Source organism: Streptomyces sp. UC4497 (genome assembly GCF_054871485.1).
The window spans coordinates 1-14143 of sequence record NZ_JBTYHB010000043.1 but is presented as its reverse complement, the minus strand read 5'-3'; the positions used below and the strand labels follow the sequence as shown (position 1 = coordinate 14143).

The following is a 14143-nucleotide window of genomic DNA, read 5'->3' as shown; positions in this document are numbered from 1 at the left end:
GTGAAGGGCGGTCGAACCGACGTTGAACATCACGACGTACAGAGCCGACGAGCTCAGCGCGTCCCTGCGTACGGCCTGGCACGAAACGATGGAGCAGTCCCCGGACTTCCAGAATCCTTTCCTGGCACCGGAGTTCGCGGAGGGGGTCGCCAGGTTCAAGGGCCGCGCGCACGTGGCGGTGCTGCGGGAGGGGTCCGAACCCGTCGGCTTCTTCCCGTACGAGAAGGGGCCCGCGGGCATCGGCCGCGCCATCGGCATGGGTCTGTCCGACTGCCAGGCCCTGGTGCACCGGCCGGGAGTCACCTGGGACACCCGCCAACTCCTGCGCGCCTGCGGCCTGTCGGTCTTCGAGTTCGACCACCTCGTCGAGGAACAGAGACCCTTCGGCCGCTACGTCACCGGAACCTTCGCCTCTCCTGTCCTCGACCTGAAGGACGGCAGCCATGAGACGTACGAGGAGTGGCTGAAGGCGACGTATCCGGGTCAGGCCAAGACGACGCTCAAGAAGGAGCGCCGCCTGACCCGGAACGTGGGGGAGATGCGCTTCGTCTACGACGAGCGCGACCCGGCCGTCCTGCGCCAGCTGATGCGCTGGAAGTCGGCCCAGTACCGCCGCACGGGCCGCATGGACCGCTTCGCCCGCCCGTGGATCGTGAACCTGACGGACCATCTCTTCCAGGTCCGCGAGGACCACTTCACGGGCGTCCTCTCGGTCATCTACGCGGGCGACCGCCCGGTCGCGGCCCACTTCGGCCCGACATCCAAGACGGTCTTCGCGGCCTGGTTCACCGCGTACGACCCGGAGTTCGCCTACTACTCGCCGGGCCTGCTCATGCACCTGCGCATGGTCGAGGCCGCGGGCCGGAACGGCATCCGGCTCATGGACTGGGGTCGGGGCGAGAAGGAGTACAAGGACTGGCTCAAGACCCGCGAACTCCGCGTCGCCGAGGGCTTCGCGACCCGCCCCCACCCCGCCGCGGCCGCCCACCGCCTCTGGCGCCGCCCGGTCCGCGGCCTGCGCAACACGGTGCTCGCGCATCCGGAGCTGCGGGAGCGGGCGGATCGTGTGCTGCGGACGGTGGGGTCGCTGAGGCGGTAGGCGGGGGCGGTGGCGGTAGGCGGGGCGGTGGCGGCTACTTGTTCGCCAGCCGCACCGGACCGCTGTCGCTCGCCGTGATCGTGTGCCCGTAGAACGGGTCCTTGCCGCCGGCGCTCGCGATCACGGTGGCGTCGCCGCGCTGGAAGGGCACGCCGCCGCTGGGCGCGGCCGAGGCGGTCCACGGCGTGGGCTCGCCCGGCACGCAGTCGACCTCGGTGCTGTACGTGCCGCGGGTGGTCACGCCGTTCAGCGTCTGGCTCACCGTGCCGTGGGTCTCCAGGGCGACGGGTTCGGTGCAGGTGACGGTGCCGTGCACGAGGGCGCGTCCGCTGACCCGGTCGGCGACCGCGTCGGGGGCGACGTCGAGCCCCAGCACGGTCTCGGCGGGCGGCTCCGGGTTGGTCACGTGGACCTCGCCGCGCAGCGACTCCGTGGCGCCGGGGCAGTGCTGCTCGAAGGTGGCGTCGAGCTTCTTCACGTAGCCGAGGGCCGTGATGTCCACGTCCTGGACGGTGAAGGACCCCTCGGCGAGGCAGTCCCGGCCGTTGCCGCGCAGCTCGACCCGGGGTCGGCTCGCGTCCGGGTTGGCCGCCGCGTCGGTGTAGGTACCTGGCGCCAGCGGCTGGACGGCGCCCGCGGGCGTTTCGAGGTGCAGGGCCCAACTGCTGCCGTCCGCACCGTTAACGAACACGCCGACGCCGGTCGGGACGCCGTTGGTGATGTACCCCTGCGTGGTCAGGCCTTCGGTGTAGGCGTACGACTGGCCGCCGCTGATGTACTCACCGGCGTCCCCGCTGAAGGAGAAGCTGCCGGACTCGACGTCATAGGCCTCGGCGGTGCCGACGGCGAGCGCTCCGGACAGGAGGGCGGCGGAGGCGAGGACGGTGGTGAGACGGGTGAGGACACGTCTGGATCTCACGGAACTCCAAGTGACTTGATCGAAAAGGGTGTTGTGCAGCGCGGTGTGTCCGCTCAGCCCTTGCGCAGCGACACCGTGGCGGTGGCGGCCGGGTCGGTCACGACCGTGTGCCCGTACACGGGGTCGGTCGCCTGGGCCTTGTAGCCGACGGAGGCGTTGCCCTTGGCGAAGGGGACGCTGCCGCCTGCGGTGCCCACGGCGGACCAGGCGACGGGTGCGCCCGGGGTGCAGGCGACGTGCGTGTAGTACGTGGCGGTGGCCAGGGCGTCCTTGCCGACGACCTGCTCGATCCGACCGTTCACCAGGACGTCGTCGACGGGCTCGGAGCAGGTGACGGTGCCGTGCACGGTGGTCCGGCCGTCCGCGGAAACGGCTCCGGTGGCGTCGATGCTCGCGCCGAGGGACAGCTCGGCGGGCGGCGGCGGATTGGTGAGGTGGACCTGCCCGGTGAGCCCAGGAACGGTGCCCTTGCAGTTCTGCGCGAAGTCGGCGTCGAGGGCCTCGACGTAGCCGCGGGGCCCGAGTTCGAGCCGGTCGACGGTGAAGGACCCCTCGGACTCGCACCCGTAGAAGGTCCCGTCCACGGACAACTTGGCCCCGCCGAGGGAGGGCGTGTCGCTCGCCCCGCTGTACGTCCCGACGGCGAGTTGCTCCCCGGCCGGAGCCCCCATGGTGAGGTCCCACCGGTCACCGTTCGCGGCGATCACGATGACGTGCACGGAGTTCTGCTCGTCGTTCCACCCGGCGTACATGGAGTCCCCCGACCTCGCGCCGTCCACGTACGAGTACGGATACCCGCCACCGACCGGGTCCCCCACCTCACTGACGACGTCGAACGTCCCGGACTCCACGTCGACGGCGTGCGCCGGAGCCCCCACGGCGAACGTCGCCGCGACGACAGCCACGGTCAGAGCGGCCGCGCGCGACACAGCATGCAATTTCAAGATCCCCCCAGGGGAATGTGAAGACGACCGAACCCTTGAGCGGGCGTTGGCCGTTGGGGGGCGGCTGGAGGAGTATGCCAACCCCAACGGATCTTCACAACCGGGTCACAGGGATGCCGCATCCTTGGACGCCATGGAGTGCTTTGCCGCGGCTGTCTACTTCCGGCAGCTCTAGCCAGAGGAGAACTTGCGTGACCGTTTCTTGCGTCATTCTCGATATCGGCGGCGTTCTGGAGATCACGCCGGAGACCGGGTGGGTGCAACGGTGGGAAGAGCGGCTGGACTTGCCGCTGGGCACCGTCCACTCGCGGATGCACGACGTATGGCGGGCCGGGAGCGTCGGGGGCATCAGCGAGCGAGAGGTGCACGAGCAGGTGTCGGCCCGCTTGGGGCTCGATGGCCCCCTGGCCGAAGCCTTCATGGCGGACCTCTGGACGGAGTACCTGGGGACGCCGAACGACGAGCTCATCGACTACGTGCGAGGGCTGCGGGGAACCTGCAGGCTGGGAATCCTGAGCAACAGTTTCGTCGGCGCCCGCGAGCGCGAGACGACGCTGTACCACTTCGACGACCTGGTGGAGAAGATCGTCTACTCGCACGAAATCGGCCTCGAGAAGCCCGACTTGCGCGCATTCGATGCCGCGTGCGCCGGCTTGGCCGTACGGCCGGAGGACTGCCTGTTCATCGACGATGTCGCAGTCAACGTCGAGGCGGCCCGGACGGCGGGTATGCAGGGGCATCTGTTCGAGGACAACGCAGGTACGGTCGCGCGCATTGTCGCGCATCTGGACGCCGGGCCCTTGGGCCCGGGGCGGCTCCAGGTCGGATGACGTCGGCCTGTCCGGTCCGTGCCAGAGGGGGCGCATGATCAGCTCGGTGGCTGTTCTGCGGGAGGAGCACTTCGACTGACGCGAGGTAACTGCCCTGTCGGTTCCTGCTGTTCTCCGTGGCTCCTCGATCGTTGTGGCACGGGAGCGTCACGGAGTGCATCGTTCCTAGGCCTGCCTTCGCCACCATGGCATGTCCGAGCTTTCAGCCGGGATGACCTTGGCTCTCGCCAGAATCTTCTTGTCGAGGGCCCGCACCAGAGCTCGCAGCTCACGGGAGCTCTTCCTGGGCAGTGCATGAAGCACGACTTCCAGGTGGTCACGGAAGTTGGCGCCGGAGCATCCGCACTCAGGGGTGCCGCAATGAGGGCCTGTGAGCGAGTCTGTCAATTGTCCGAGCGGGGCGTGGGCCAGCGCCTTCCAGTGCCAGAACGCTGCTTCCGTGGCTTCGGGCCAGAAGCGGGTTCGCTCAAGTCGGCGCAGGTCAGCGGTGCAAGATCCTGAGAGACGATCGATGAACGGGTACCTTCGCCGCCTCAGGGAGCGGACGGGGAGATCGCCCCGTAGGGCTGATGGGCGCCTACGCGGCATTGCCCCTTCGGTTGTCGGTCATAGGGGCAAAATACTGAGTGACGCGTCAGGTGGCCACTTCATATCCGGCTGTACTGGGTCCAGTTGAGCCACGTCGACCGGCCCTGCGCGGTGTGCGCTCCTCGGCGAAGCGGTACCAGGTCTCGGCGAGCGACATGCAGATGGTTCCTCTCGCAGGGGGAAGGGGCCCGCCCCTAATGCAGAGGGGTGGGCCCCAAATCTCGTTCCTTGCTGCCTACTTGCCCTTGCCCATGTTGGGTGAGTCGGTGCGACGCGGCGTGGCATTGGGTGCACTGGCGCCTGGCGCCTGGCGGCGACTGGCCTCGCGGTGCATGCGGCGGCTTGCTCGTCGTGCTCGCGCAGCATGTGCATCACGGTCGTAGGAGACGGGTGCTGCCGGCAGGGGCGTTCGAGGTTTACTGTCTGGGCGGCATCCTCGTGTGCCGACGCTGATCATCGTGATCGCGGTGCCCTGGAGAAAGGGTCGTCTTGATCCTCCTCATACCGGTGGTGTTTCTCGCTGCCGTCGCATTGGTCATGTTCTTCCTGTTGCGAGGCCTCGGGGTTGCTCTGCCAGGGGACGCGCGTTGGTCCGGGCATGGCTGGCGGCGTCCCGTCGTGGCCGCCGCCTTTGCCTGCGCGGCCACGGCCACGGCCGCCTACTCATGGGGAGCCATGGGGCTGATGTCGACCGTGGCGGTGGCGCAGGACGGTGGGGCGGATTCGGCGCCGTTTCCGTACAACCACCCCTGCAGGGAGCAGTTGAAAGGGGCGGTGGACTATGACGTCCAGTTCCTCACCTTGCGCACCGTGTGCGTGATGGACGACGGAACGCGGAGAGCAGTGGATGACGTGCCGCAGGGGGTTCGGGTGGCGGCGGCGGGATCGGCGGCCTCTGCCGCTGTGTTGACGGGGATCCTGTTGGCCACCGGGGTCTCGCGTGCACGCCCGAAGCTGGCGAGTGACGCTGACGACGCCGACCCCGCACGCCCCTCTGAGCCCATTCAGTAGCGGGCGTGGGCCTCGATTCGGACTGTACGGGGGTTGCACCGAGAGAGGTTCGCCTGCGTGCTGAGTGGGCGCGCTTCCTCGGCAGGATTCGGACCTGCGACACCCGCTTTAGAAGTTCGATCAACCGTCAGCTACTGCACGTTGCGGCGACGAGTGCGTTGGTATTGCGGGCTGCTCGGAATCGTGGACGTACGCTGCCGTTGATGTCGGCTGTGGATGTCAGGCAGTTCGAGGCACGATGCTCACCGCGCGGTAGTCGTACCCGTCCTGCTTGAAGCCAGGGGCTTCCCATGTGAGGTCGACCTGCTGTCCAGCCGACAGGGTGCGGAAGCCGGTCGCCTGGATGTCGGCGTAGTGGCCGAAGCAGCCGCCGGGGGTCTCGGAGGAGTCGAGAACGCCCCACCCTTGCTCGTCGTCCCACTCACGGACAGTCGCAGTCACCATGGACGGAAGCTTACGGTTTCCACGGTGAGGTCGAGCAGTGCTCCCGGCAGATCGGCCGCTGGCATCTTTTCTCTTGGTCCCCGTGGTTCCCCGCAATATCTGGCACGGCTTTGGCCGGCTCCGTGGCTGCTCTCTAACAGTCGTAGCGGTGCGCGTAGGGGAGTTCGGGACACTGGCGGCAGAGGAAGACGTAGATGCCTCCGAGGTCACCCATGACCATGTCGAGATCTTCTTCTGGGGTGACGCTGAGCAGGTGCTCCATGTGGTGGCCGCGCCGGCAGACTGGCCAGTCGGGCGACTGGTTCCAGGCTGGATACCCCCCGACCTTGTTCTGCAGTGCACACGCCAACCGCGTGTATTCCATACCGAAGCGCTCTTCGAGCTCGTCAATGCGCGGTTGCAGGGTCTGTTGAAGCTCCTGCGGCAGGTCCCAGTTCGGGTACTCCTTCACCGAGGTGGGGGACACCGTGCACGGACTGGGCATGAACTCTTCTTCGTACTCACCCTCCCGCGGGGCCGGGATGTCCCGGAGCGCGCCGGTGGCGAGCACGTGCGTCTCGCTGCGCCAGTACAGCTTCGGCAGTGCGGCGCAGGCCTCGTCTTCAGGGTGGATCAACGGGCACCAGACCAGCTGGAGTACGTCCATGCCTTCCGGGAACTGAAGCTCGGGTACGTCTCGTGCGAAGAGCTGGACCACAGGCACCATGGGTACCGTCCCGGCCGGGCTCTTCTCGTTGGGCCATGCCCAGTGTCCCGGTTGTCCGCAGGAGGGCCAAGGCTCGTCAGCCGGCCAGAGCATGGGGCCGCCGAGAGAGCTCTCCTGGAAACTGGGAGACCCGCTCTTCGGCAACAGCAGCGTCGTCCGCCGGCCGAGAGCCGCCAGCTCGGGTATCAGGTCATCAAGGTCGAACGGTGGACCTGCAAAACTCTGCGCCACGGGGGGCCTCCTCGGATCAACAACTCCAGCTTTCGGGCAAGCTACCTCCCGCCGCTCGAACCGACCGCTATGAGCTGCCTGTCCACCGAGAGCTTCTTCTAGAACTGCTGGAACATCTCCCGATTGGCGCCTGGCGGCAAGGCGTTACTGAACATCACGTAGACGTCGCCGTGCGGGGTCTCGGTTCGCAGGTTCTCCCACTGGTCAAGCTGGTGGTTGCAGTACCGACGGAGCAGCAGGCGAAGCTGTGCGAGCTCGGCTTCGGTCAGAGGCCCGTCATCGCCCGTCAAGTCAGTCATTCGGGCAGCGTATCGACGGAGCAAACGAGTGCGGTCGCGCTGTTAGGGACTCATCCCAGCCAGGCGAGCTTCCTACCTTCGCCCGCGCCGTGCGCGGGCCTTGATGAAGTAGGGAAAGCTCTATCGCGTTGTGTCAGGCGCCTGCCTTTGTTGCTCCGTACGCGAGGGCCTGCCCGGTCCCAGGGGCCGGGTGCCTCGACCTCGGTCGTGTACTCGAGGCGACGGCCACTCCACGGCTGACATACGAGTCTCCTGCTCGGGGAGGGGTGTGGTGGCCTTCGGTGACTGAGGCCGACGATGTCGGGTCTGGATGTCAGAAGGGGCCCACCTACGGAAAACCGTAGGTGGGCCCCTTCTGGACTGGTGCCCCCGGCAGGATTCGAACCTGCGACACCCGCTTTAGGAGAGCGGTGCTCTATCCCCTGAGCTACGAAGGCGCGTGAACAGCGTAGCGGATCGGGTTCGGGGTGTGGGGGTGGCCGTGCGTCACGCCAATGGGGGACGTGGGGCGGCCGGGGGCGGCTGGGGCTGTTAAGCCGGAGGGACGAAAGGAAACGAGGGGGGACACGTCTCGTCGGATGCCGTGCGTGGCGTCCGGCCCCACTGAGTGGAGGGCCACTCATGCTCCAGAACACCGCCCCCAGCACACTCGCTGTCGACTTCACTCAAGGGCTGAACGACGCGTGGTCGAAGGTCGCCGAGTTCGTACCGAAGTTTCTCGGCTTCGTCGTCGTCATGGTCATCGGGTGGATCATCGCCAAGATGATCACCAAGCTCCTCGACCGGGGGCTTCGGAAGGTCGGGTCGGAGAAGCTCGCCGAACGGGCCGGCTCGGCAAAGATGCTCGAAGGGTCGAAGTACGACACGACCGCGATCCTCTGCAAGGTCGTCTACGTCGCCCTGATGCTGATCGTGCTCCAGCTCGGCTTCGGTGTCTTCGGCGACAACCCCGTGTCCGACATGATCAACGGCATCGTCGCCTGGCTGCCGCGCGGCATCGTCGCGGTCGTCCTGATCGTGGTGGCCATGGCCGTCGCCAACCTGGTGCGGGACATCGTCACCAATGCCCTGTCCGGTGTTTCGTACGGGAAGACCATCGGCACCATCGTGTGGGCCTGCATCGTGGTCCTCGGTGCCATCGCCGCGCTCGGGCAGGCGGGCATCGCCACGTCCGTCACGCAGCCGGTGCTGATCGCCGGTCTCGCGGCCGGGGCCGGGATCCTGATCGTCGGTGTCGGCGGTGGGCTCATCGGGCCGATGCGGCAGCGCTGGGAGCGGTGGCTGAACATGGCCGAGGAGGAGACCGCCAAGGCCAAGGGGAGTGCCGGTGGCGCCGGTGGTGCCGGTGCTTATCAGGCGGGGCGTGAGGATGCCCTGACGAACCAGCCCGTGCAGGAGCGGGAGCGGTTCGACAACCAGTGACCTACGTGGCCTACGTGACCTAGACCAGGTCGAGCAGGTCGTGCCGTCTCACCAGCCAGCTGATGGCGGTGAGGCGGCACACCGCGTAGTCGTGGCCCACGGGCTCGAGCCAGCCGGTCTCGGTGAGCGCGTCGAGGAAGCCGAGTGAGTAGTCGGCGAGCACCTCGGCGTCGGGAGCCGGTGGGTGCAGGTCGGCCGAGCCGGCCTCCAGGCGCTCGCGGAGCTCCGCCACGTGCTGGTCGACCGCGGCCAGGAAGGCGGGCTCGAAGGCGAATTCGGCGAAGCGCGGACCGTACGCCTCGCTCACCCGGGCAAGAGGGGACATCCGTCCAACGTATGGGCGGGGGAGATCGATTGGACGGGGGTGGCGGGTGCTGTTGCTCACAAGTGCCCCTTTTATGGTGCCTTGTTCGTCACATCCGGCGGTCCGCACGTGATCGGTGAGACTGGGGGCATGGAGTTTTCCGCGTCCGGCAGGCCGCAGCCCGAGAATCCCGCTCCGGGCGCGGGCCCCACGTTGGCGCAGGTCGTCGGGGTTGTGGGGCGGGACGTCGTGCAGGTCGTGCGGGCGCCGTGCGGGACGGACGTGGCCGTGGGCGGGGTCGGGGTGTTCGACTCCGGGGAGAGCCTCCAGGAGCGGGGGCGGGTGCTCATCGCCGTGGGCGTTGATACCTCTGATCCCGCCGCTGCTGAGGTGTTGCGTGCCGCCGATCGGGCCGGGGCTGCCGCGCTTGTGGTGCGGCGGGGAGCCGAAGGTGTGGCGCCGCTGCTCGGTGAGGTGGCCGACGGTGTGTCCACCGCGTTGCTCGCCCGTGCCCCGTGGGTGGACTGGGGCGAGCTGATCGGGCTGCTGCGGGCCGCGCTCGCGGCCGGTGGGGCGCGGGTGCCCGAACCGGGCGTCGACGTGGGGCTCGGCGATCTGCCCGCCCTCGCCTCCGCGCTCGCCGCGCTCGTCGGGGGCGCGATCACCATCGAGGACCCCGAGTCCAATGTGCTGGCCTACTCGCCCACCGCCGACACCGCCGACCCGTTGCGGCGGCTGACCATCCTCGGGCGGCGGGTGCCGCGGTGGCGGGTCGAGGAGCTGGCCGAGAGCGGGTTCCTCGCGGCGTTGTGGGCGGGGGATGTGGTGCATCGGGCCGCGGATGGGCGGTTTCCCGAGCGGCTGGCTGTTGCCGTGCGTGCGGGGGAGGAGGTGCTTGGTTCGTTGTGGGCGGCTGCCGATGGGGAGCCGTTGCCGGGCGGGGCCCGGGACGCGTTGCGGCAGGCTGCCGCCATCGCCGTGCCGCATCTGCTGCATCACCGGCTGCGGTCCCGGTCGGCCGAGGGGCGGCGTCGGCATGCGGTGCGGGCGCTGTTCGAGGATCCGTCGCCCGATGTGGGCGCGGCGGGCGCCGCGCTCGGCGTCGATCCGGGGCAGCCGTGTGCCGTGCTGGCGGCTGTGGTCGTGGGGGCGGTGGCGCCGGAGGTGCGGGAGAGGGCATTGCGGGCGGTGGCGTTGCGGGTTGCTGCGTATGGCCTGCCGGCGTTTGCGTATCGGGTGGAGGGAGGCTTGGCCCCGGCGTACGGGGCGGCACTCCGTGGCCCGGTCTCGGGGCTCCGCCCCGGGCCCCGCTCCTCAAGCGCCGGAGGGGCTGGAAATGCAAACGTCGGCGGGGCCGGAAGTGATGCCGATCGGTTCGACGTGTTGCTCAGCGACCCCCGGTCCGACGCCGCCCAGCGGCTCGCCAAGGACCTCGCCGCCGTGCTGCGCGGCGCCGGGGTCAAGCCCCTCGTCGCCGTGGGCCCCGTCGTCGGCGGGCTGAAGGACGCCGCGGAGTCCCGCGCCGGGGCCGGCGAAGTACTCCGGGTGCTGTGCGAGCGCGGCGAGCCCGAGGTGGCGGGCGCCGACGACGTGCGGTTCGCCCTGGACGCGCTGCGGGTGTCCGACGCCGTCGCCGCGCAGGTGCCCTCGGTCGGGGACGCCGTGGCGGCGCTCCTCGCGCACGACGAGCGGCACGGGACGGATCTGCCGCGCACGGTGGCCGCGCATCTGGCGTTCTTCGGGGACGCGGGGGCCACCGCCCGGTATCTGGGGATCCATGCGAATACGTTGCGGTACCGGCTGCGCAGGGCCCGTGAGCTGGGCGGCTTCGACCTCGGCGATCCCGACGTACGGCTCGTGGTCGAGCTGGGACTGCGGCGGGCCGGGCTGATCCCGTTGCCGTGAACCCGCGCGCGATCGCCCGCATGGTGCTTCGCCACCACGCCCGCCCACCCACCGTCGTGCGCACGCACTACGCGCGCGTGCCCGTCCGCCCGCCCTTGTGCCGACCCACAGCGCCCCCACCCCGTACTTCGTGCCGCCGCACGCAGACACGCCACCCCGCCGCGCTGCAAAGTGACGAGTGCCCGACCACGTACCAGTGGAAGCACGTACCAAGCAGAAGGCAGGACACCCCCGATGCCGCAGCTCATGCCGCCGCAGCCCCCCGCCTCCGCCCCCCGCCGCGACGCCGCCCTGCGCGCCGCCGTCGAGCAGGGACTCGTAGGCCCCGACGCCCCCGTGCTCGGGCTGCTCGACGTGGCCGGGGTCCGGGAGGCGGCGCGTGCGCTCAAGGCGGCGTTCGCGGGGGTCGAGGCGCGGCACACCTTCGCGGTGAAGGCCGCCTCGCTCGTCCCCGTGCTCGCGCTCCTGAACGAGGAGGGCATCGGCGCGGAGGTCGCGAGCCCCGGTGAGCTGGCGCTCGCGCGCGCGGCCGGGGTGCCCGCCGAGCGGATCGTCTTCGACTCGCCCGCCAAGACCGTCGGCGAGCTGCGCGACGCGCTGGCGAGCGGCATCGCCGTGAACGCCGACAACCCGCAGGAGCTGGCCCGCATCGACGAGCTCGTCGAGGAGTTCGGAGCGGGCTGCGCGTCCGTGGGGCTCCGGGTGAACCCGCAGGTCGGCAGCGGTTCGATCGGTGCGATGAGCACCGCGACCGCCACCTCCAAGTTCGGCGTCGCACTGCGCGACGAGGGCGCGGAGCAGTGGGTCCTCGGCGCGTACAAGGCGCGGCCGTGGATGACGCGCCTGCACACCCACACCGGCTCCCAGGGCGTCGCCCTGGAGCTGATGGCCGAGGGCGTACGGGCCGCGTACGACCTGGCCGAGAAGATCAACGCGCATGTCGGACGGCAGCAGATCGACACCCTCGACATCGGCGGCGGCCTGCCGGTGAACTTCGAGTCGGACGACATCACGCCCGGCTTCGAGGAGTACGCGAGCATCCTGCGCCGCACCGTCCCCGGGCTCTTCGACGGGCGGTACACCCTCGTCACCGAGTTCGGCCGCTCGCTCCTCGCCAAGCAGGGGTTCATCGCCGCCCACGTCGAGTACACCAAGACCTCCGGCGGCCGCCGGATCGCCGTGACGCACGCGGGCGCGCAGGTGGCGACCCGTACCGTCTTCGCGCCCGAGTCGTGGCCGCTGCGGGTCGGCGCGTACGACGCCGAGGGCCGGCCGCGGACGAGCGCGCCGCTGGTGCAGGACGTGGCCGGGCCCTGCTGCTTCGCGGGCGACCTCGTGGCGCGCGGCCGTGAGCTGCCCGAACTGGAGGCCGGCGATCTCGTCGCGCTGTACGACACCGGCGCGTACTACTTCTCAACTCACTTCCACTACAACAGCCTTCCCCGTCCTGCTGTGTACGGATATGTCCGTGCGGAGAACGGGACAGAAGCGGGCAAGGTGGTGTTCGCGCCGATTCGTTCCGCGCAGACTCTCGACGAGGTGCTCGCCGAGTCCGGTGCCCAGTACGCCGATTCACTCGTCGGGCTCCCGGCCGGGCTCGTGGATTAGTTGCCCCTGTGAACGGTTTAAGGTGGCGTGTCGTCGCGTGGTGAGCCCGCGGCACACCCCACCGGGATCCGTTCCGATCTCGTGATTCGCCGGATCCGGCGGATCAGTCCTGTCCAACAGGTACGTCGCACACGCCTGCCCGCGTTCGCAAACGCGGGTGCGTGCGTGTGTGCGGCATGCCGTTTTGCACGTACGTCGGAGAACCATGGAGCACACAGCACAAGCCGAGTCCGAGGCTCGGCCCGCGCACGCCCCTGAGGCTGCGACCGAGAGCAGTGTGACCACGGGCGGCCAGGCCACGGCTGGAGCCATCCGTGAGGGGGGTTACGCGGCCGGCCTGCGCAATCGTCAGGTCCAGATGATCGCTTTCGGCGGCGCCATCGGCACCGGCCTCTTCCTCGGAGCGGGAGAGCGGCTGAACGTGGCGGGCCCGTCCTTGGTGATCATCTTCGCCATCACCGGCCTGTTCGCCTTCTTCATCACGCGCGCGATGGGCGAGCTGGTGATGCACCGGCCGTCGTCCGGCTCGTTCGTGTCGTACTCGCGTGAGTTCCTCGGCGAGAAGGCCGCGTACACGACCGGCTGGGTCTACTTCCTGCACTGGATATGCAGCGGCATCGCGGAGATCACCGCGGTGGCGATGTATCTGCAGTACTGGGCCGCCTTCCGCGACATCCCCCAGTGGTCGCTCGCCCTGGTGGCGCTGCTCGTGGTGCTCGGCGCGAACCTGATCTCGGTGCGCTGGTTCGGCGAGTTCGAGTTCTGGTTCTCGATCATCAAGGTCGCCGCGATCCTGGCGTTCCTCGCCATCGGCTGCTGGCTGCTGGCGAGCCGTCACCCCGTCGACGGCCACAGCACGGGCCCGCAGCTGATCACCGACAACGGCGGCATGCTGCCGAACGGCCTGCTCCCGGCCATCGTCCTGATCCAGGGCGTCGTCTTCGCGTACGCGGCCATCGAGATGGTCGGCATCGCCTCCGGCGAGACGGAGAACCCGCGCAAGGTCATCCCGCGCGCCATCAACTCCGTGTCGTGGCGCATCGTGCTGTTCTACGTCGGGTCCGTGCTGCTGCTCGTCCTGCTGCTGCCGTGGAGCGCGTACAAGGCCGGCGAGTCGCCGTTCGTGACGCTGCTCGGCAAGCTGGGCGTGCCCGGCATCAGCGGCATCATGAACTTCGTGATCCTCACGGCGGCCCTGTCCAGCTGCAACTCCGGCCTCTACTCGACCGGTCGCGTGCTGCGCTCGATGGGACTCGCGGGCTCCGCGCCCGGGTTCACCACGAAGATGAGCAAGAAGGGCGTGCCCTACGGTGGCGTGCTGCTGACCGCCACCTGCTACATCGCGGGCATCATCCTCAACTACATCGTGCCCGAGCGGGCGTTCTCGATCGTCATCAACTTCTCCGCGATCACGATGATCGGCACCTGGGTCATGATCATGGTCTGCCAGATGGTGCTGCGCCGTAAGTCCCTGCGCGGTGAGCTGGAGCGCCCGTCGTTCCGGCTGCCGGGTGCGCCCTTCACGAGCTGGCTGACCATCGTCTTCCTGGTCGCGGTCGTGGTCCTGATGGTCGTCGGCGGCGGCGACTCGGCGATGTCGGTGTACTGCTCGCCGCTGATCGTGGTGGGCCTGGTGATCGGCTGGTTCATGACGCGCAAGCGGGTGGCCGAGCATGCGAAGGCGGCTTCGGATTCGGCTTCGTAGGAGCTCTCAAGGCTGTCGGGGGGGGGGGGGGGGGGGGGGGCCCCCCCCCCCCCCCCCCCCCGGGGGGGGGGCGGGGGGGGGGGGGGGGGGGGTGTGTGGGGGGGGGGGGGGGGGCGCCCCCCCCCCCC

Annotated in this window: 13 protein-coding genes and 1 tRNA gene; 7 read left to right on the top strand and 7 right to left on the bottom strand. The window is 69.3% G+C overall.

Annotated elements, in window-relative coordinates:
• Positions 1-22: 22 nt before the first annotated feature.
• Entirely contained in the window at positions 23-1099 is a 1077-nt protein-coding gene (locus ACYSUO_RS36655; protein ID WP_461780528.1) for a GNAT family N-acetyltransferase, read from the top strand.
• A 34-nt stretch (positions 1100-1133) separates the two neighbouring features.
• Here ACYSUO_RS36655 and ACYSUO_RS36650 read toward each other — a convergent pair whose 3' ends face one another.
• Entirely contained in the window at positions 1134-2018 is an 885-nt protein-coding gene (locus ACYSUO_RS36650; RefSeq protein ID WP_461780527.1) for a hypothetical protein, read from the bottom strand.
• Positions 2019-2071: 53 nt separating this feature from the next.
• Positions 2072-2947 (bottom strand): hypothetical protein, encoded by an 876-nt coding sequence (locus ACYSUO_RS36645; RefSeq protein ID WP_461780526.1) that lies wholly within the window; start codon positions 2945-2947, stop codon positions 2072-2074.
• A 206-nt stretch (positions 2948-3153) separates the two neighbouring features.
• On the opposite strand from ACYSUO_RS36645, the gene ACYSUO_RS36640 reads away from it, so the two are divergent.
• Together ACYSUO_RS36640 and ACYSUO_RS36635 are read left to right on the top strand one after the other, a co-directional pair.
• Entirely contained in the window at positions 3154-3792 is a 639-nt protein-coding gene (locus ACYSUO_RS36640) for an HAD family hydrolase (protein ID WP_461780525.1), read from the top strand.
• A gap of 1077 nt (positions 3793-4869) precedes the next feature.
• Entirely contained in the window at positions 4870-5391 is a 522-nt protein-coding gene (locus ACYSUO_RS36635) for a hypothetical protein (RefSeq protein WP_461780524.1), read from the top strand.
• A gap of 219 nt (positions 5392-5610) precedes the next feature.
• On the opposite strand, the gene ACYSUO_RS36630 is transcribed toward ACYSUO_RS36635, so the two are convergent.
• The 4 genes from ACYSUO_RS36630 to ACYSUO_RS36615 form a co-directional block, all read right to left on the bottom strand.
• Positions 5611-5835, bottom strand: a complete 225-nt coding sequence (locus ACYSUO_RS36630) for a cold shock domain-containing protein (RefSeq protein WP_461780523.1) — start codon at positions 5833-5835, stop codon at positions 5611-5613.
• Positions 5836-5968: 133 nt separating this feature from the next.
• A complete protein-coding gene (locus ACYSUO_RS36625; protein WP_461780522.1) occupies positions 5969-6772 on the bottom strand; it encodes a DUF1963 domain-containing protein in 804 nt (267 codons plus the stop codon).
• A 98-nt stretch (positions 6773-6870) separates the two neighbouring features.
• Positions 6871-7071 carry a hypothetical protein gene (locus ACYSUO_RS36620; RefSeq protein WP_461780521.1) on the bottom strand — a complete coding sequence of 67 codons (201 nt, stop codon included), beginning with the start codon at positions 7069-7071 and terminating at the stop codon, positions 6871-6873.
• A gap of 361 nt (positions 7072-7432) precedes the next feature.
• Positions 7433-7508 (bottom strand) — tRNA-Arg (locus tag ACYSUO_RS36615).
• A gap of 184 nt (positions 7509-7692) precedes the next feature.
• On the opposite strand from ACYSUO_RS36615, the gene ACYSUO_RS36610 reads away from it, so the two are divergent.
• A complete protein-coding gene (locus tag ACYSUO_RS36610) occupies positions 7693-8493 on the top strand; it encodes a mechanosensitive ion channel family protein (protein ID WP_461780520.1) in 801 nt (266 codons plus the stop codon).
• A gap of 19 nt (positions 8494-8512) precedes the next feature.
• On the opposite strand, the gene ACYSUO_RS36605 is transcribed toward ACYSUO_RS36610, so the two are convergent.
• Entirely contained in the window at positions 8513-8818 is a 306-nt protein-coding gene (locus ACYSUO_RS36605; protein WP_461780519.1) for a DUF6401 family natural product biosynthesis protein, read from the bottom strand.
• 129 nt (positions 8819-8947) lie between these two features.
• Here ACYSUO_RS36605 and ACYSUO_RS36600 point away from each other — a divergent pair, with 129 nt between their 5' ends.
• From ACYSUO_RS36600 to ACYSUO_RS36590, 3 genes are all read left to right on the top strand, one after another.
• On the top strand, positions 8948-10702 hold the full coding sequence (locus tag ACYSUO_RS36600; RefSeq protein ID WP_461780518.1) for a PucR family transcriptional regulator: 1755 nt from the start codon (positions 8948-8950) through the stop codon (positions 10700-10702).
• A gap of 234 nt (positions 10703-10936) precedes the next feature.
• Positions 10937-12310 (top strand): type III PLP-dependent enzyme domain-containing protein, encoded by a 1374-nt coding sequence (locus ACYSUO_RS36595; RefSeq protein ID WP_461780517.1) that lies wholly within the window; start codon positions 10937-10939, stop codon positions 12308-12310.
• A 205-nt stretch (positions 12311-12515) separates the two neighbouring features.
• The gene (locus tag ACYSUO_RS36590; protein WP_461780516.1) at positions 12516-14015 is read left to right on the top strand and encodes an amino acid permease; all 1500 of its coding nucleotides are present in this window, start codon (positions 12516-12518) and stop codon (positions 14013-14015) included.
• The last annotated feature ends 128 nt before the right edge of the window (positions 14016-14143 follow it).